The following is a 17,632-nucleotide window of genomic DNA, read 5'->3' as shown; positions in this document are numbered from 1 at the left end:
ACCCCCCCTCAACGCCCCCTACACTCCCTACTGGTAAGCAACGCCGCCAACCCCCCACGGCGGGTGAAGGGGGAGCAAGGGACCTTTGCTATCGATTGGTTAGCATGCCTACGTAAGTGATAGCAAAGGTCCCTTGCTCTCTTTTCGCAGGTCAAGGAATGCGCCCAATGTGGCATTGGGGACATCCAGCGTCCCCAATGCCACATTGGGCGCACTCGCACCCCCCGCCGCAACGCGCACTCGAAGGGGTCCGAAGGGCCTCAGTCCTCCTCCGGCGCCGGAGCCTCCCCGGCCTCCGCCTGCCGCATCGCCTCACGCCCAGCGGCCTCTTCGCTGACCCCCTGCCGCCAGTACCCCGTGAAGCAGATCGCCCGCTTGTCCACTCCGCGCTCCCGCACGAGGTGCCGCCGCGCCAGCTTCACCATGTTCGCCTCGCCGGAAATCCACGCGTAAGCCGTCCCGCCCGGCAGTTCCGCCTTCCGCACGGCTTCGAGCACCGCGTCGCCGACAGGGCCGGAGCCCCGCACCACCCAGTGCAGCTCCACGGCTCCCTGGGTTTCGAAGACCTGCCGGTCTTCGCGATCACCGATCTCGACATAGACCACCGCTCGCGTCCCGGCGGGCAGCGCCTCGACGATCGCGCCGATCGCCGGGATCGCGGTCTCGTCACCGATCAGCAGTTGCCAGTTCGTGTCCGACGGCACGTTGTATAGCCCGTGCGGCCCCAGGAAAGCGACCCTGTCGCCCTCCGAAGCGCGCGAAGCCCACGCGGAGGCGGGGCCTTCGTCGCCGTGCAGGACGAAGTCGATGTCGACCTCCTGCACCGACGGCCGCAGCGCGCGCACGGTGTAGGTGCGCATCGGCGGCCGGACGTCGTCGGGCATCGCGAGGTAGGTCCGGTACCAGGACAGCACTTCGTCCCCGCTCAGCGGCGCGGGCAGCACGGGTTCCGCCTGGCCGGGCTGCGGGAAGAACACCTTCAGGTACTGGTCGGGCGCCTGGTCCGCCAGCGACGCCCCCGAGAAGGTCACCCGGCTCATGTGCGGGGTGAGCCGCCTGACACCGGTCACCTTCGCCTCGATGTAACTCATTAGGCGAGGCTAACCTAAAAGAGACCGCCGGAGCCAGCGTCGTCGGCGGGATCACGCTGCCATCGGTATTTGCGCAGGTCGACGCGCTGGCCGTCGGGAACGACGCCCTCCTCGCGCAGCCGCTGCAGCTGCTCGTCGAGCAGATGCGGAGCCGGTGTCCCGTCGGCGCGCAGAATGCGGTGCCAAGGGAGGTCCTGGCCGTCCTCGCTGAGGATCCGGCCGATCAACCGCGGTGACGGGGCCCCCGAAACCGACGCTATATCCCCATAAGTCGCGACCGAGCCGGCGGGCACGCTCGCGATGACCTCGCGCACCCGCTCGTGCAGTTCGTCATCCATGGGACCACTTTGCCGTGCCGCTGCGAGGTTGTGTCGGCGGGGCGTGGTTCCATCGTGGGCGTGAACGGGCGGCGAACAGCGGCAGGAACCGACGCGCGGCTGGTCCGCACGCCGGTCACCGGCACGCCGTCCTTCCAGTGGGATTCCGGCGCCCGCCGCCTGCTGGCCGCCCCGGACGGCTTCCGCAGGGTCCTCGGCGGCCCCGGCACGGGCAAGACGGCTTTGCTGGCGTCGGCGGCGTCGCGGCGCATCGCGGAGGGCGCGAACCCGGAGAGCGTGCTCATTTTGACCACCTCCCGCAAGGCGGCCGAGGTCCTGCGCGCCGACATCACGCACCGGCTCACCACCGATCCGGAAGAGGATCCGCTGCCGCGCACGATCCGCGAGCCGCTCGTGCGCACGGTGCACTCGTACGCGTACGCGCTGTTGCGGATGGAAGCCCAGGCCGACGAGCTTCCGCCGCCTCGGTTGCTGGCCGGAGCGGAGCAGGACGTCGTCGTCCGCGATCTGCTCGCCGGTGACATCGAGGCGGGCGCGCTCGACTGGCCGGAACAGCTGCGCCCCGCGCTGAACGTGCCCGGATTCGCCGAGGAGCTGCGAGACCTCCTGCTCCGCGCCGCCGAACGCGGTCTCGGTCCGGAGGATCTGGTCGAACTCGGCAGGCGGCGCGGCCGCGAAGAGTGGATCGCGGCCGGCCGGTTTTGGAGCCAGTACGAAGAGGTCACCCTGTTGCAGGGCGCCGGCGGCAACGCGCTCGGTGTCGCGAGCGCGCCGGCGCTGGACGCGGCGGAGCTGGTCACTTCGGCCCTGCTCGCACTGGAGGACGATCCCGAACTGCGCGAACGCGAGCAGCGCCGCGTCCGGCACATGTTCGTCGACGACGCGCAGCATCTCGACCCGCTGCAGACCCAGCTCATCCGGCTCATCGGGCACGCGGCCGACGAGTTCGTCGTAGCGGGAGACCCCGATCAGTCCGTGTTCTCCTTCCGCGGCGCGGATCCCCGCCTGTTCGCCGACGCGGACGAGGACGGCGAGCGCACGGTCCTGCTGACCACGGCACATCGGCTCGCCCCGGTGATCCGCACGGCGGTCACGAAACTCGGCTCGGTGCTGCCCGGTTCGTCGCCGCAGCGCAAACTCGTCGACGCGCCGGACGCCGAGGGGGGTGTCGTCCGTGTCCGCCTGATGCCGACGCCTGCCGCCGAGGCGAGCTGGATCGCCGATCAGCTTCGCCGCGCGCATCTCGTCGACGGTGTGCCGTGGTCGGAGATGGCGGTGCTCGTCCGGTCGCCCGCGCGCACTTTCCTTGTCCTGCAACGTGCTCTGCGCGCGGCCGGGGTGCCGATCGGTTCGGCCACCGAAGAGCTGCCGCTCGCGAAACAACCCGCGGTTCGTCCTCTGCTGGCGATGCTGCGGCTCGCCGCGGACCCGGAGCTGCTCGACGTCGACCTCGCCGAGATGCTCCTGTCCTCGCCGTTGGGCGGCGCGGATCCGCTCGCCCTGCGGCGGCTGCGGCGAGGTCTGCGCAGGCTGGAGCTCGCCGGTGGCGGGCAGCGCTCCAGTGACGAACTCCTGGTGGAAGCCTTGCGTACCAACGATGTCCTCACCGGTCTCGCCGAGGCCGAGTCGCTCCCGATGCGCCGGATCGGCGGCCTGCTGCACGCGGCGCACCAGGCCGTGGTGCGCGGCGACGGCGTCGAGCAGGTGCTGTGGGATCTGTGGCAGGCCAGCGGTCTGGAGCAGCGTTTGCTGCGCTTGGTGGATCGCGGCGGTTCACTGGGCTCTCAAGCGGATCGCGACCTCGACGCGATCGTCGCGCTCTTCGACGCGGCCGGTCGCTATGTCGACAGATTGCCGAGGGCGAGTGTCGCCTCGTACGCGGATTACCTGTCCTCGCAGAACATCGCGGGTGACACGCTGGCTCCCGCGGCAATGAAGAGCGAAGGCGTCTCGCTGCTGACGGCGCATGCGGCCGCCGGTCGCGAGTGGACGGTCGTGTCGATCGCCGGTGTCCAGGAGGGCAGCTGGCCGGACTTGCGGCTGCGCGGTTCCGTGCTCGGCGTCGAGCGCCTGGTCGACCTCATGTCCGGTGTCGACGACGAAAAGGTGTCCGCCACCGCCCCGATCCTCGCCGAAGAGCGGCGGCTGTTCTACCTCGCCGCGAGCCGGGCGCGGAAGACGTTGCTGGTCAGCGCGGTCGCGGGGGAGGACGAGCAGCCCTCGCGGTTCATCGACGATCTGGAGGAGAACGGCGCGGACGACGGCGGGCTCGACTCGCGGATGAAGCCGGCGGGACGTTCGCTGGTGCTGGCCGAACTCGTCGGCGAACTGCGCGAGGTCGTCTGCGACGAGTCGAGCGATCCGGAACGGCGGCAGCGGGCGGCGCGTCAGCTCGCCAAGCTGGCCGAAGCCGGGGTGCCGGGCGCGCATCCGGGCACCTGGTACGGCCTGCTGGAACCCTCCACCGGCGAACCCGTGCACGGGCCGGGTGACCTCATCCGCATCTCGCCGTCCACTGTGGAGGTTCTGGTCAAATGCCCGCTGCGGTGGCTGATCGAACGTCACGGCGGCAGTGACCCGGCGCAGCTCGCGGCGGTCACGGGCACCCTGGTGCACGGGCTCGCGCAGGCGGTCGCGGGTGGCAGCAGCGACGAGCAGATCCGCGCGGCCCTCGACGAGGCCTGGGTGCGGGTCGACGCCGGGGCGCCGTGGTTCTCGCGCCGCGAGCGGTCGCGGGTCGAGCAGATGCTGCGGAATTTCATCACCTGGCTGGAATCCAGCCGTAAGGAGCTGATCGAAGCCGGGGTCGAGCAGGACATCGAGGTCGAACTGCCGGTCGGTGATGACGACGTTCGCGTGCTCCTACGCGGCCGTGTGGACCGTGTCGAGATGGACAAAGACGGCCGCCCGGTCGTCATCGACATCAAGACGGGCAAGGTCCCGATCTCCGCCGCCGACGCCGAACAACATCCACAGCTCGCCGCATATCAGCTCGCCGTGCTGCTCGGCGCGGTCGAGGGCGGTTCGAAACCCGGTGGCGCGCGGCTGGTCTACGTCGCGAAGTCCAACAACAAGACCGGATCCACCCAGCGCGAGCAGGCGCCGCTGGACGAGGACGGCGGCAAGCAGTGGCTCGAGCTGGTGCGTTCGGCGGCGGGCTCCGCCGCGGGCCCGGAGTACGGCGTCACCGAGAATCCGGACTGTGATCGTTGCCCGGCAAGGGGTTGCTGTCCGCTGCGCCCCGAGGGCAGGCAGGTGACCGGCCCTTGATCTCCGAACTCCAGCGCCGCCAGGTCGAACCGGGCGAGATCGCCCGCGCACTCGGCCTGCACAGCCCGACCGACGAGCAGGCGGAGGTCATCGCCGCGCCCATCGAGCCGTCGCTGGTCGTGGCGGGCGCGGGTGCGGGCAAGACCGAGACGATGGCCGCGCGCGTGGTGTGGCTGGTGGCCAACAGCATCGTCCCGCCGGAACGCGTCCTCGGCCTGACCTTCACCCGCAAGGCCGCCCGGCAGCTCGGCGAACGCGTCCGCACCCGGCTGCGCCGTCTGGTCGGATCCGGGCTGCTCGACAAGATCGACCCGACCGGCGACCTGCGCACGACCGTGACCGCGGGCGAGCCGACAGTGCTGACCTATCACGCGTACGCCGGACGGCTGTTGTCCGAACACGGTCTGCGTTTGCCCGTCCAGCCCGGTGTCCGGCTGCTTTCGGAGACATCTTCGTGGCAGTTCTCGCATCGTGTCGTGTCCACTTGGGACAATGACCTCGACACCGATCGCGTGCCCTCCACGGTGACCGCACAGTTGCTGGCGCTGGCCGGGGAACTCGGCGAGCATCTGGTCGAGACCGAACGGCTGGCCCAGTACACGTCGTGGTTGTGCGAGGTCATCGAGAACGCGCCGCGGGCGAAGGGACAGCGCGCGTCGTTGCCGCAGAAACTGGCCGAAGTCATGACGGCGCAACGGTTCCGGCTCGCGCTCCTGCCGCTGGTCGAGGCGTATCACACGCGGAAACGGGCGGAAGGCGCGCTCGACTTCGCCGACCAGATGTCGCTGGCCGCGCAGCTCGCCAGCAGCTATCCGGCGGTGGTCGCGGGGGAGCGCGAACGTTACGGTGCCGTGCTGCTTGATGAGTACCAGGACACCGGGCACGCCCAGCGGATCCTGCTGCGATCGCTGTTCGGCGGCGTCGAACATCCGCCGATGCCGGTGACCGCGGTGGGCGACCCGGCGCAGGCCATCTACGGCTGGCGCGGGGCGAGCGCGGCGAACCTGCCCCGTTTCACCACGGACTTCCCGCGTGACAACGGCGAACGGCTCGTCCCGGCCCTGGATTTCGGGCTGCTGACCAGTTTCCGCAACCCGCCCGAGGTGCTCGAACTCGCGAACGCGATCTCGGAACCGTTGCGGGAACGCGGTCTCGGTGTCGCGCGGCTGCGTGCGCTGGAGGGTGCGGGGCCGGCCGACATCGCCGCCGCGCTGCTTCCGGACGTTCGCGCCGAACGCGAGTGGGTGGCCGACGCGGTGGCGAAACGCTGGTTCGAAACCGTGGAGGAGACCGGAAAACCGCCGACCGCGGCGGTCTTGGTGCGCCGCCGCGCCGACATGGCGCCGATCGCGGCGGAGATGCGGGCGCGCGGGCTCCCGGTGGAGGTCGTCGGTCTCGGCGGTCTTCTCGACGAACCCGAAGTCGCGGACCTGGTCAGCACCTTGCGCGTGCTCGCCGACCCGCTCGCGGGCAGCGCGGCCGCCCGGCTGCTGACCGGGGCGCGCTGGCGGATCGCGGCGGCCGATCTCGCGGCGTTGTGGCGCCGCGCGGGCGAACTGTCCTCGCCGGTGCCACCGTCAGGAAAGTCCGATGTGGACGAACCGGTGCTGGTGACCGAGCGGGTCGAGCAGGCGGGGCTCGCCGACGCGATCGACGACCCCGGTGCCCCGGAACGGTATTCGCCCGAGGGGTACCGGCGGATCCGGAAGATCGGCGCCGAGCTTTCGGCGTTGCGACGGCGGCTCGACCAGTCGCTGCCCGAACTCGTCGCCGACGTGGAACGCACGATGCTGCTCGACGTCGAATCACTGGCCCGCCCCGGCCCCGCAGGACGCGCGCATCTGGACGCTTTCGCTGACGTCGTCACGGATTTCGCCGAAACCTCGCCGACGGCCACGCTTCTGTCCTTTGTGGACTACCTGAACACGGCCGCGCACGCGGAGGACGGGCTCACCCCCGGTGAGGTGGAGGTCGTCCCGGACCGGGTCCAGGTGCTGACCGTGCATTCGGCCAAGGGGCTGGAATGGCGCATCGTCGCGATTCCGCATCTGGTCAAAGAGGTCTTCCCCGGGCGGAGGCGTTCGTCGTCATGGCTGCGGACGTCGACCTCGCTGCCCGCCGCGCTGCGCGGGGACTCGGAGGACCTGCCGGAGCTGCGGATCCCCGAAGGCGCGGACCGCAAGGAAGTCCAGGAAGCGCTGGAACTGCACGAAGAAGGCTTTGTCGCGCGTGAAGCGGAGGAGGAGCGGCGGCTCTGCTACGTCGCGCTGACCCGTTCCGAGCACACCATGCTGATCTCCGGCCATTGGTGGAACGAGAGCAGCGCGCGGCCGAAAGGCCCGTCGGAGTTCCTGCTCGAAATCGGCGAGGTGATGCGGGGGAACTCGGTCGGCCGGATCGAGCACTGGGCTGACGAGCCGGAAGCCGACGGCGAGAATCCGCTGGTCGCCGACTCCCGCAAGTCGCGATGGCCGGTCGATCCGCTGTGGCCGCGGCGTGAGGGCGTCACCAACGGCGTCGACCTGGTGCTCGGTGCGATGGAAGAGGCCGAACACGCCGAGGAAGAGGACGAAGACGATCCGGACGGGTGGATCTCCGACACCAAGGTGCTGCTGGAGGAGCGCGCGCGGGCGCGGGACCGGGTGCAGCAGGTCGTCCTGCCGCCGCATCTTTCGGTGAGCCAGCTGGTCGAGCTGTCGGCCGATCCCGCCGCGCTGGCCAAACGGCTGCGACGGCCGCTTCCCGTGCGCCCCAACACTTACGCGCGCCGGGGGACGGCGTTCCACGGCTGGCTGGAGCAGCGGTTCGGCGGCGAGCAGCTGCTGGAGATCGACGATCTGCCGGGTGCGGCCGACGTCGACGAGGCGCCCGACTCCGAGCTGGAGGCGTTGCAAAGCGCGTTCGAGAAAAGCGAGTGGGCGCACCGGGTGCCGCACGCCGTCGAGGTGCCGTTCTCCGCGGACGTCGTGGGCGTGACCGTGCGAGGGCGGATGGACGCCGTGTTCGCCGACGCGGACGGCGGCTGGACCGTCGTCGACTGGAAGACCGGCGCCGTCCCGGAGAAGGATCGGCTCGCGCCGCTGGCCGTACAGCTGGCGGCGTACCGGCTGGCGTGGGCCGCGCTCAAGAAGGTGCCGGTGGAGAAGGTGCGGGCGGCGTTCCACTACGTGAAACACGACAAGACCGTCCGGCCGGCGGATCTGCTGGACGCCGAAGGCCTGCGACAACTCCTGAGGAGCGTCCCGACGATCTAGCGTTTAGTCCTCTGAATGCGGGGTTAGGCGCGATCGCGGACCTTGAGAGCCCAGGTCACCAGCGGGATCTGCAGCGGGACTCGGGCCCAGAAAGCCGCTCGCCAGTGCTTCGGGGCCTTCCGGCGGTCGGCGTCGACGGCCATCTTCACGTTCCCCGGCAGGACCACGACGAACAGCAGCGCGGCCGCGAGCCCGCCGAGCCGCCGGGTCTTCGGATTCGCGACCGCGGCGGCGACGCCCAGCTCGGCCACGCCCGAGCCGTAGGTCCACGCCCGAGGGGAGCCGGGAAGCTGCTTCGGGATGATGGCGTCGAAGGGTTTCGGCTGGACGAAGTGCAGGACACCGGCCGCGCCGAGCAGGCCGGCGAGGAAGTGGGCGGGCCGCTGAGACGGTTTGGCATCCGAAGACATGCCCTGAGCTTCGCATACCGAGCTGTACGGAAGGTTCTTCGGCTATCCTCCCGACCGTGAGTGACGCGGACCAGGCCGGAGCCTGTGCATGAGGGTTCTCAAGCGTTTCCCGGTCAGGCTGAGCGACCGCCCGGACCACGAGCTCGTCGGTGTGATCCGGATGCCGGAACTGACGGTCAGCCCGCTGCGGTCGATCCTCAAACGGATCATCGGCGCGATGCTCGCCCTGCTCGCGACCGTCCTGATCGTCTACCTCGACCGGGACGGCTACCGCGACGCCAACGGCGACGGGCTCACCTTCCTCGACAGCCTCTATTACGCGACGGTGTCGCTGTCGACCACGGGTTACGGTGACATCGCGCCCGCGACGCCGTCCGCGCGGCTGGTGAACGTCCTGGTGATCACCCCGCTGCGGGTGCTCTTCCTCATCGTCCTGGTCGGTACCACACTCGAAGTGCTCACCGAGCGCTCCCGCCAGGCTTTCAAGATCCAAAAGTGGAGGACGAAGGTGCGTGACCACACGGTCGTCGTCGGATTCGGCACGAAGGGCCGGTCGGCGGTCAACGCGCTGCTCGGGGACGAGAACGTCGAACCCGATCACATCGTCGTCGTCGACACCGACCAGCAGGCCCTCGAAGCGGCCACGTCACTCGGGCTGGTGACCGTGCACGGTTCGGCCACCCGCGCCGACGTGCTGCGCGTCGCCGGTGTCCAGCGGGCACGCGCCGTCGTCGTCGCCCCGAACCGGGACGACACCGCCGTGCTGGTCACGCTGACCGCCCGTGAGCTGGCGCCGAAGTCGCACATCGTGGCGTCGGTGCGGGAGGCGGAGAACGTCCACCTGCTCAAGCAGTCGGGCGCGAACCAGGTCGTGGTGTCGAGCGAGACCGCCGGGCGCCTGCTCGGCATGGCGACGTCGACGCCGCTGGTGGTCGACATGGTCGAGGACCTGCTCACCCCCGAGTCCGGCCTCGCGATCGCCGAACGCCCCGTGGAACCGTCCGAAGAGGGCGGGTCGCCGCGGCATCTGCCGGACATCGTGCTGGGCGTCGTCCGCGACGGCGTCCTGTACCGGGTGGACGCCCCGCAGGCGGACGCGATCGAGCCGGGGGACAAGCTGCTGTACATCCGGAAGGTGACCGCGGCGGAGACGATCGAGCGGTAGCAGGGGACCTTTGCTACCACCTTCGCGGGCTCCTGTGTTTTGCCGCGAGGTTCTGGGAGCATGGCGTTCGTGCGCAAGCGATCGGACCCCGCCAGAGGGCTCACCCCGGGGTGGAACTCCCTGGCCGTGGCGGCCGGGGCCGGCCTGCTGGTGATCTTCCTGGCCTGGCTCGCCGGGCCGGGGCTGTTCGGTATCACGAACGAGCCCCAGGGGACGACGGTGCGAGCGGAGGTCGTCGAACCGGCGCCCTGTACGGGCGGCGGCGCCAGCGAGAAGGTCAAGTTCGAATTCGGCGGCAAGCCGATGGAGGGTTCGCTCAACGGCTGCGGGCACGGCAAGGGCGAGCGCCTCGAGGTCGTCGTCCCGGACGGGGCTTCGGGGGACGCGGTCACGGTGCACGCGGCCAACGCGACGGTGGGAGCGAGCGACGCGCGGCGGCCGCTCGGGCTGGCGCTGCTGGTGTTCAGCTGCTTCGCGGGCGGGATGTACGTCTTCCTGCTGTTGCGCGGGCCGCGGGTCCCGGCGACGGCCTGATACCGCGAACACGCGTGATTGGAGAGCGAACACGCGTGATTGGACGGCGAACACGCCGGTGACACGTGCGAATCAGGAGACGGCGCTCGACGGGGCCGAGAAGGTGTTGCAGTCGGCGATCCGGTTGTTGCTCGCACCGGCCCGCCACCAGGACGCGTAATGCGCGTTCGTGCCGTGGTCCTGGCTGCGCGAGGTGTTGTCGCCCCGGGTCTCCTGGTCGTTCCACGCCTTGTTGTACATGTCCCGGCTGACCGTGCCGCCCTGGTCGACGTGCGCGCCGAGGAACATCCCGGAGAAGCACTGCGCCTGGAGTTCCTTGCGCCGCGACATCTCAAGCCCGGTGGGGCTGTTCTGGCCCGCTTCGTAGATCTTCTGCCAGGCAGCGTCCATCAGCCCGGCGACCTCCTGCACGTGATGTCCGTACTCGTGCGCGAAAAGAGCCAGGTAGACGCCGGGGTTGTTGCCGTACTGGTCGGTCTGCAGACCGCGGAACGGCACGTAGAGGTTGTTCTCGCAGTAGTACGCCGCCGTCGCGATGCCCACCTGGATCGTGCCGCATTCGGTTTCGAAGCTGGCCCCGGTCGGGAAGTGCAGGGCGGGCGGGGTGAACGGCAGGTCGTAGGCGTCGAGGAACGGGCCCCAGGCGTTGTCGAGGCATTTGCCCGCCGCGGTGAAGAACGCCTCGGCCGCTTGCTGGCTGCTCTGCCACTGCGGCAGCGTGCACACGCGGTTCCGCAGGCCGGCGTTCGGGTCCTGGAGGATCGGGTGGTCACCGAGCTTGAGGATCTTCTGCGGCCCGCTCGACGAGGACGGCGCCTTGGACGGTGACGACGGGAACGGGTTCGTCGACGACGAGGGCGACGAAGACCCGCTCGGCGGCAGCCCCGCCTGCGTCGGCGTGTTCGGCAGGGTGCTGTAGCCCGCGTTCGCTACGTGATCGGAGTCGTCACGATTGAGTGAAACGATCGCGACCAGGCCGAGTACCAGTACGGCGACCGCGCCGAGGCAGATACCGACGATCGCGCCCACGGACCGGCGCGGCGGCGGAGGCGGGAAGTGGTGCGGCGCGCCGTGCCACTGGGCAGGGTGCTGGCCGTGCACCGGCGGTGGCTGGACGGCGCCGCGTGGCGGCCACTGGCCGTGGGGCGGTTGCGTCATCAAGTCGGTCCCGGTGGTTCTAGGGGCGAACCGGGGGCACCCGGTCCGATGTTCAGCATAACGAGCTAACGGCGTTCCTTCCCACAGCTCGGCTGCAGAGGGTATCCAGCGTGAGGCGAGCGGTCACCCATCAGTGTCGTCCCCCCAGCTCTGGCTGGGTGTCGGACCCTCTGGAAGAGTGTGCGTAAGCAACGTGAACGGGTAAGGGGCTGTCGCATGACGGAGACCGGCGGACCGTCCGGGCCGGAAGGTACCGAGAGGCCTGAGCCGCAGGCAGGCGGACCGGCAGAGCCGCAGGCGGACGCGCCGACGCCGCCGCGGGGGGAGGCGGCGCAGCAGTGGCAGTCACCCTCCGGGGCGACACCGCCGCCTCCGCCGCCGTCGTACCAGCCGCCGCCGCAGCAGTACCCGAACTGGAAGGTCGGCCTCGGCAGGCCCGGGGTCATCCCGCTGCGCCCGCTGAACCTGACCGACATCCTCGACGGCGCGGTCACGGCCATGCGCAAGTACTGGCGGATGGTCTTCGGCGCCGCCGCGGTCACCGCCGTGCTCACCGCGGCCCTCAACCTGGTCGGGCTGCTGCTGGTCGACACCACCGGCGACCTCGAACAGATCCGCGATCTCGGCCCGGCGGCCACCGATCAGGAACTGATGAACCAGATGGTCGGCGTCCTCGGCGGGACGCTGGCGTCGTCGTTCATCACCCTCGTCGCCACCCTGCTCGGGACGACCATCCTCACCGGATTCCTGACCGTCCTGATGGGCAAGGCCGTGCTGGGCAAGCCGGTCACCTTCAAAGAGGCGCTGAAAGAGGCGACGCCGCGGCTGCTGCCGCTGCTCGGCCTGACCGTGCTCTACACGCTGGCGATCCTGGTCGCCGCGATCTTCTGTCTGCTGCCCGCGATCGTCCCCTACACCTTCTGGGCGCTGGCCAGCCCGGCGTTCATCCTCGAACGCGGCACCGTGATGGAGGCGTTCCGCCGGTCGGTGAAGCTGGTCTCCGGGATGTTCTGGCGGGTCTTCGGGATCCTGCTGCTGGCGTACGTGATCTCGTCGTTCCTGGCGTCGATCATCACGATCCCGTTCAGCTTCAGCGCTTTCCTGTCTATTTTCGGCAATCTGGACCAGATGTACGTTCCCTCCACCGGTGATCTGATCCTGCAGTCGGTGGGCACGGTGATCGCGCAGACGATCGTCGGCCCGTTCACCGCGCTCGTCACCGTGATCCTCTACATCGACCAGCGGATGCGGCGCGAGGGCATGGACATCGAGCTGGCCCGCGCGGCCGGGATCCAGACGCCGCCCCCGCCGCAGGCATGGTGACGCGCTTCCTCGCCGAAGTCCCGGTCGACATCGACCGGGACACCGCCCGGCTGCGCGCCGCCGAGGAGCTCTCGGGACAGGCCTATCAGGCCGCGAAACCGAGCTGGCTGTCCGAGGCGTTCAACTGGGTGGTCGAAAAACTGCTGAGCTTCTTCGACACGGTGGACGGTGTCGTGCCCGGCGGGATCTTCGCCGTGGTGCTGCTGGTCGTCGTGCTGATCGTGCTGGTGGTGGTGATCCGGCTGAAGTCCGGGCCCTTGGCGGCGTCGGCCAAGAGCGGGCGTGCCGTGTTCGCCGGCCAGCGCAAGGCCTCGGGCGAACATCGCAAGGCGGCCGAGGAGGCCGCGTCGCGGGGCGACTTCGACGACGCCGTCCGTGAGCGGTTCCGTGCCGTGGTGCGGTCCTTGGAGGAGCGGGCGCTGCTGGACGAGAAGTCCGGCCGGACCGCCGACGAGGCCGCCATCGAAGCCGGGCGGCTGCTTCCCGACGTCGCCGGGCCTCTGCGCGCCGGCGCCCGATTGTTCGACGACGTCCATTACGGCGGGATTCCGGCCACGGCGGACGGCTATCGATCACTGTCCGATTTGGACGAACGCTGCCGTCGTGCCAGGCCCGTCGCCTTGGTGGCCGGATGACCTCGGTTTCGCCCGACGCCCGCCGGATCTGGCGCGGGGTACGGCTTCCGCTCGCGGTCGTCCTCCTGATCGTGCTGACCGGGACGCTGCTCGTGCTCTTCCAGGGCGAGCAGACCACCGGCGCGCTCGAGCCTGGTTCCTACGAGCCCGGTGGCGGCCGCGCGCTGGCGACCTTGCTGGAACGGGAAGGCGTCAAGATCCCGATCGTGCGCAGCGCCGCCGAGGCCAAGGGGGTCGCCAGGGGCGCGACGGTCCTGATCACCAAGCCCGAGTACGTGCCCAAGAGCGCCTTCACGGAGATCAGGCAGAACGCGGAGCACGTCGTGCTGGTGCAACCGAGCCCCGGCACGGTCGACGAGGTCCTTCCCGGTGTGCGGGTGAGCGGCCAGGCCGAGACCAAGACCCGCGCGCCCGACTGCCAGGCGAAGGATCCGGTCGTGGCGGGGAACGCGACGATGGGCGGGCTGAAGTATTCGGCCACGCAACCACGGGCGCTGGAGTGCTACGGCGGTTCGTATCTCGAAGTCCCCGGTCCACAAGGGACGGTGACCGTGCTCGGCACTCCCGCCCCGCTGACCAACGAGTGGCTGGCGGACGAAGGCAACGCGGCGCTGGCGATGCGGCTGCTCGGGAAGCACGAGCGGCTCGTCTGGTATCTGCCGACGGCCGCCGACCCGTCGCTGGAGACCGAGAAGAAGCCGCTGTCCGAACTGATCCCGGCGGGCTGGTCGTACGCGGCGTTGCAGGCCGGGCTCGCGGTGGTGTTGCTGGCCTTGTGGCGCTCCCGGCGGCTGGGACCGGTGGTGACCGAGCCGATCCCGGTCGTGGTCCGTGCGGCGGAGGCCACCGAAGGGCGGGCCCGGTTGTATCGCAAGGCGAAGGCCGCCGCGCACGCAGGGGAGACGTTGCGCGAGGCGGCCCGTGCGCGGCTTCGGCCGTTGCTGGGGCTCACCCGCGACGCCGAACCCGCCGCACTGGTGGAGTCCGTCGCCGCGCGGACCGGCCGGGCGCCCGCCGAGATCGGCGCGCTGTTGTACGGGGACCCGCCCGCGGATGACGCCGCGCTGGTGCGGCTGGCGGACGGACTCGATGTCGTGGAACGAGAGGTGGAGCGGTCTTGAGTAGCGAGCAGTCCAGTATGGACGGTGCGGCCGAAGCCCGGGCGGCGCTGATCGCCCTGCGCGCCGAGGTCGGAAAGGCCGTGGTGGGCAACGACGCGGCCGTCACCGGGCTCATCATCGCGTTGCTGTGCCGGGGACACGTGCTGCTCGAAGGCGTTCCCGGCGTGGCGAAGACCTTGCTGGTGCGGGCGCTGGCGGCGGCGCTGGACCTGGAGACGACCCGGGTGCAGTTCACGCCGGACCTCATGCCGGGCGACATCACCGGTTCGATCGTGTACGACGCGCACAGCGGCGAGTTCTCGTTCCGCGAGGGTCCGGTGTTCACGAACCTGTTGCTGGCCGACGAGATCAACCGCACGCCGCCGAAAACGCAGTCTTCGCTGCTGGAAGCGATGGAGGAGCGCCAGGTTTCCAGCGATGGCAAGACGCGGCCGCTGCCCGACCCGTTCATCGTCATCGCGACGCAGAACCCGGTCGAGTACGAAGGCACGTACCCGCTGCCCGAAGCGCAGCTGGACCGGTTCCTGCTGAAGCTGACCATGCCGATGCCGTCCCGCGAGGACGAATTCGGCATCCTTTCCCGGCACGTGCAGGGTTTCGACCCGCGTGACCTGGGCGCGGCCGGGGTCACGCCGGTCGCCGGGATCGCCCAGCTCGACGCCGCGCGGCGCGCCGTCGCCGGGGTCACCGTGCGCCCGGAGGTGCTCGCCTACATCGTCGACGTCTGCCGGGCGACGCGGTCGATGCCATCCGTGCGGCTCGGAGTCTCCCCTCGTGGCGCGACCGCGCTGCTGGCGGCGACCCGGGCGTGGGCGTGGCTCGCCGGCCGGGACTACGCCACCCCGGACGACGTCAAAGCCTTGGCACGGCCGTCTTTGCGGCACCGCCTCGACCTGCGGCCGGAGGCCGAACTCGAAGGCGCGACCGCCGACGGTGTGCTGGACCGCGTCCTCGCGTCCGTGCCCGTTCCGCGCTGATGGCCGTCACCGGGCGGCTCGGGCTGCTGGCGCTCCTCGCGGCGCCGGTGGTCGGTTTCCTGCTGCCCTCGTGGGCCGGGATCGGGCTGGCCGCGGCGGTGCTGCTTCTGTTGGTGACGCTGGATCTCCTGCTCGCCGGGAGCGTGCGCCGGCTTCAGTTCGCGCGGTCCGGCGCGACGTCCGTGCGGCTGGGGGAGGAGTGCGAGGTCACGCTGACCGTGGCCAATCCCGGCGGCCGCCCGGTGCGCGCGTGGCTTCGCGACGCCTGGCCGCCCAGCGCCGGCGCGGACGACCGGCACCGGCTGACCTTGCCCGCGGGCGAACGCCGTGTCGTGACCACGCGGCTCCTGCCGACCCGCCGCGGCGATCGGACGGCGGCCAGGGTCACCGTCCGGTCGACCGGGCCGCTGGGGCTCGCCGCGCGGCAGGGTTCGCACGACGTGCCGTGGACCGTGCGGGTGCTGCCGCCGTTCCACAGCCGCAAGCATCTGCCGTCGCGGCTGGCGCGGCTGCAGCAGCTCGACGGCCGCAACGCGGTGCTGATCCGGGGCCAGGGCACGGAATTCGACTCGTTGCGCGAGTACGTGATCGGGGACGACGTCCGGTCGATCGACTGGCGGGCTTCGGCGCGCGCGTCCGACGTCATGGTGCGCACCTGGCGCCCCGAACGCGACCGGCACGTGGTGCTGGTGCTCGACACCGGCCGCGTTTCGGCGGGCCGGGTCGGGGACGCGCCGCGCCTCGACGCGGCGATGGACGCGGCCCTGCTGCTGGCCGTGCTCGCCGCCAGGGCGGGTGACCGCGTCGACCTCCTCGCTTACGACCGGCAGGTCCACGCGGCGGTCCAGGGATCGGCGGATCTGTTGCCCGCCTTGGTGAACGCGATGGCGCCACTCGAACCGTCGCTGGTCGAGACCGACGCGCGGGGAATGATCGCGGAGGTGCTGCGGCGGACCCGTCGGCGCGCGCTGGTGGTCCTGCTGACCGGGCTGGACGCGGCGCCGCTGGAAGAAGGCCTGTTCCCGGTGCTGTCCAAGCTGACCTCGCGGCACCAGTTGATGATCGCTTCGGTGGCGGACCCCCGGGTCGCCGAGATGGCGGCGGGCCGTGGCGACGCGGAAGCCGTCTACGACGCGGCGGCGGCCGAGCGGGTGCTGGCCGAACGGCGGCAGGTCACCGCGCGGCTGGCGCGGCACGGGGTCGAGGTCGTCGACGCCGTGCCCGAGGACCTGCCGCCGCGGCTGGCGGACCGCTATCTCGCGCTGAAGGCCGCCGGACGGCTGTGAGGGCGTGCTGCCCGCGGGCATGTCGCGAAAGCCACTTTCGCGACGTCTGATGTCCCGAAAGTGGCTTTCGCGACATGGGGACCCGGGGCTCGGCTGAACCCGATGGAGTGGTGCCGGTTGGCGGCCGGGAGCGCGGGCGGTTAGCTCGGAAGGGGATCCGGACCGACGGGATTGGGGTCAGGTTTGCGCAAGCTCGTGCTGTTCTTCGCGGCGCTTCCGGTGATGCTGCTCGTGTCGCCCGCTTCCGCGCAGCCCGCCGGGACACCGGTCTACCTCGCCGACGGAGGCGGGACCGTCTCCTTGGCCGCGGCCGACGGCAAGCTCGCCCTCGCCGACGCGAAGGACGCGGGCGCGCAATGGGTATATGACAAGGCGGCGCTTTCGTACAAGCATGTCGCGAGTGGACAGTGCCTGGCGGCGATCAGCCCCGTCGACGGCGTCGGGGTCAAGCTCGCCGCGTGCGACGGCAAGGACCGTCACCAGCAGTGGCGCCGCAACGCCGGGCTGCCCGGGCTGGTGCTGCTGGCGAACGTGGCGACCGCGCGCTGCCTGACCGCGGAGGCGCCGGCCGTCGGGGCGCGGCTGTATCAGGAGGTGTGTTCGCTGCCCGGCCTGTCCAACACCTGGGCGGCCGGGGTGCGGACCCTCGCGATCCTGTCGGGGAACGGGCAGCGACTGTCCACGAAGACGCCCGGCCAGCCGTTCGTGGTGCGCGTGATCGGGGAGAACGGCCAGCCCGCGGCCGACGTGCCGGTGAACTTCTTCGTCCGCGCGGCGCGGCCGAAGAACGTGCTGGTCTTCGAAGGCGGCGCCGAGACGGCGACCGCGAAGACCGGTGCCGACGGTTCGGCGGCGAGCCCGAAGATCGTCTTGACCGAACCGGGCGAGTTCGAGATCCGGTTCACGGGCAGCGCGAGCCTGGAGGACGGCAACAGCATCACCTTCGAGGGCAGCTGCACCTGCTGAGTGGTGGGTCCAGGTGGTGGGGGGGGGGGGGGGGGGGGGGTGTATCCACCCCCCCCCCCCCCCCCCCCCCCCCCCGGGGGGGGGGGGGGCCCCCCACCACCGCA

General features: G+C 70.7%; 14 protein-coding genes. 10 read left to right on the top strand and 4 right to left on the bottom strand.

Translation table 11 applies throughout. The features are described from left to right. Positions 1-260 precede the first annotated feature (260 nt). Positions 261-1,091 (bottom strand): siderophore-interacting protein, encoded by an 831-nt coding sequence (locus ACIRGA_RS25915; protein WP_400945292.1) that lies wholly within the window; start codon positions 1,089-1,091, stop codon positions 261-263. A gap of 14 nt (positions 1,092-1,105) precedes the next feature. Beyond that, positions 1,106-1,429, bottom strand: coding sequence for an MGMT family protein (locus tag ACIRGA_RS25910; protein WP_400945290.1), 324 nt, complete (start codon positions 1,427-1,429; stop codon positions 1,106-1,108). Positions 1,430-1,483: 54 nt separating this feature from the next. Between ACIRGA_RS25910 and ACIRGA_RS25905 the strand changes: the two genes are divergently transcribed. Beyond that, positions 1,484-4,699: an ATP-dependent helicase gene (locus tag ACIRGA_RS25905; RefSeq protein WP_400945288.1), complete on the top strand. Its 3,216-nt coding sequence runs from the start codon at positions 1,484-1,486 to the stop codon at positions 4,697-4,699. Beyond that, positions 4,696-7,953 carry an ATP-dependent helicase gene (locus ACIRGA_RS25900; RefSeq protein WP_400945286.1) on the top strand — a complete coding sequence of 1,086 codons (3,258 nt, stop codon included), beginning with the start codon at positions 4,696-4,698 and terminating at the stop codon, positions 7,951-7,953. The genes ACIRGA_RS25905 and ACIRGA_RS25900 overlap by 4 nt, the downstream gene beginning before the upstream one ends. Before the next feature lie 23 nt (positions 7,954-7,976). Here ACIRGA_RS25900 and ACIRGA_RS25895 read toward each other — a convergent pair whose 3' ends face one another. After that, a complete protein-coding gene (locus ACIRGA_RS25895; RefSeq protein ID WP_400945284.1) occupies positions 7,977-8,363 on the bottom strand; it encodes a hypothetical protein in 387 nt (128 codons plus the stop codon). A gap of 88 nt (positions 8,364-8,451) precedes the next feature. Between ACIRGA_RS25895 and ACIRGA_RS25890 the strand changes: the two genes are divergently transcribed. Beyond that, a complete protein-coding gene (locus ACIRGA_RS25890; protein WP_037332041.1) occupies positions 8,452-9,528 on the top strand; it encodes a TrkA family potassium uptake protein in 1,077 nt (358 codons plus the stop codon). Between the two features lie 126 nt (positions 9,529-9,654). Next, positions 9,655-10,062, top strand: a complete 408-nt coding sequence (locus ACIRGA_RS25885) for a hypothetical protein (RefSeq protein ID WP_400945450.1) — start codon at positions 9,655-9,657, stop codon at positions 10,060-10,062. 72 nt (positions 10,063-10,134) lie between these two features. Here ACIRGA_RS25885 and ACIRGA_RS25880 read toward each other — a convergent pair whose 3' ends face one another. Next, on the bottom strand, positions 10,135-11,220 hold the full coding sequence (locus tag ACIRGA_RS25880) for a neutral zinc metallopeptidase (RefSeq protein WP_400945282.1): 1,086 nt from the start codon (positions 11,218-11,220) through the stop codon (positions 10,135-10,137). Between the two features lie 216 nt (positions 11,221-11,436). Here ACIRGA_RS25880 and ACIRGA_RS25875 point away from each other — a divergent pair, with 216 nt between their 5' ends. The 6 genes from ACIRGA_RS25875 to ACIRGA_RS25850 all read left to right on the top strand — a co-directional run bounded on the left by ACIRGA_RS25875 (position 11,437) and on the right by ACIRGA_RS25850 (position 17,528). Next, positions 11,437-12,543 carry a hypothetical protein gene (locus tag ACIRGA_RS25875; RefSeq protein WP_400945280.1) on the top strand — a complete coding sequence of 369 codons (1,107 nt, stop codon included), beginning with the start codon at positions 11,437-11,439 and terminating at the stop codon, positions 12,541-12,543. Next, positions 12,537-13,178, top strand: coding sequence for a DUF4129 domain-containing protein (locus ACIRGA_RS25870; RefSeq protein WP_400945278.1), 642 nt, complete (start codon positions 12,537-12,539; stop codon positions 13,176-13,178). The genes ACIRGA_RS25875 and ACIRGA_RS25870 overlap by 7 nt, the downstream gene beginning before the upstream one ends. After that, entirely contained in the window at positions 13,175-14,299 is a 1,125-nt protein-coding gene (locus tag ACIRGA_RS25865) for a DUF4350 domain-containing protein (RefSeq protein ID WP_400945276.1), read from the top strand. The genes ACIRGA_RS25870 and ACIRGA_RS25865 overlap by 4 nt, the downstream gene beginning before the upstream one ends. Positions 14,300-14,316: 17 nt before the next feature. Beyond that, the gene (locus tag ACIRGA_RS25860; protein ID WP_400945448.1) at positions 14,317-15,276 is read left to right on the top strand and encodes an AAA family ATPase; all 960 of its coding nucleotides are present in this window, start codon (positions 14,317-14,319) and stop codon (positions 15,274-15,276) included. Beyond that, the gene (locus ACIRGA_RS25855; protein WP_400945274.1) at positions 15,276-16,562 is read left to right on the top strand and encodes a DUF58 domain-containing protein; all 1,287 of its coding nucleotides are present in this window, start codon (positions 15,276-15,278) and stop codon (positions 16,560-16,562) included. The genes ACIRGA_RS25860 and ACIRGA_RS25855 overlap by 1 nt, the downstream gene beginning before the upstream one ends. 183 nt (positions 16,563-16,745) lie before the next feature. After that, positions 16,746-17,528, top strand: a complete 783-nt coding sequence (locus ACIRGA_RS25850) for a hypothetical protein (protein ID WP_400945273.1) — start codon at positions 16,746-16,748, stop codon at positions 17,526-17,528. Positions 17,529-17,632: the final 104 nt, after the last annotated feature.

The sequence above is a fragment of the Amycolatopsis sp. NPDC102389 genome (assembly GCF_044765885.1).
Classification (GTDB): domain Bacteria; phylum Actinomycetota; class Actinomycetes; order Mycobacteriales; family Pseudonocardiaceae; genus Amycolatopsis.
This window is presented reverse-complemented; position numbering and strand designations above follow the sequence as displayed.

Excerpts from the sequence above, each read along its gene's own strand:
- ACIRGA_RS25860 (WP_400945448.1), top strand. The coding sequence starts at position 14,317 with ATGGACGGTGCGGCCGAAGCCCGGGCGGCGCTGATCGCCCTGCGCGCC.
- ACIRGA_RS25880 (WP_400945282.1), bottom strand. The coding sequence starts at position 11,220 with ATGACGCAACCGCCCCACGGCCAGTGGCCGCCACGCGGCGCCGTCCAG.
- ACIRGA_RS25915 (WP_400945292.1), bottom strand. The coding sequence starts at position 1,091 with ATGAGTTACATCGAGGCGAAGGTGACCGGTGTCAGGCGGCTCACCCCG.
- ACIRGA_RS25855 (WP_400945274.1), top strand. The coding sequence starts at position 15,276 with ATGGCCGTCACCGGGCGGCTCGGGCTGCTGGCGCTCCTCGCGGCGCCG.
- ACIRGA_RS25910 (WP_400945290.1), bottom strand. The coding sequence starts at position 1,429 with ATGGATGACGAACTGCACGAGCGGGTGCGCGAGGTCATCGCGAGCGTG.
- ACIRGA_RS25875 (WP_400945280.1), top strand. The coding sequence starts at position 11,437 with ATGACGGAGACCGGCGGACCGTCCGGGCCGGAAGGTACCGAGAGGCCT.
- ACIRGA_RS25870 (WP_400945278.1), top strand. The coding sequence starts at position 12,537 with ATGGTGACGCGCTTCCTCGCCGAAGTCCCGGTCGACATCGACCGGGAC.
- ACIRGA_RS25865 (WP_400945276.1), top strand. The coding sequence starts at position 13,175 with ATGACCTCGGTTTCGCCCGACGCCCGCCGGATCTGGCGCGGGGTACGG.
- ACIRGA_RS25895 (WP_400945284.1), bottom strand. The coding sequence starts at position 8,363 with ATGTCTTCGGATGCCAAACCGTCTCAGCGGCCCGCCCACTTCCTCGCC.
- ACIRGA_RS25890 (WP_037332041.1), top strand. The coding sequence starts at position 8,452 with ATGAGGGTTCTCAAGCGTTTCCCGGTCAGGCTGAGCGACCGCCCGGAC.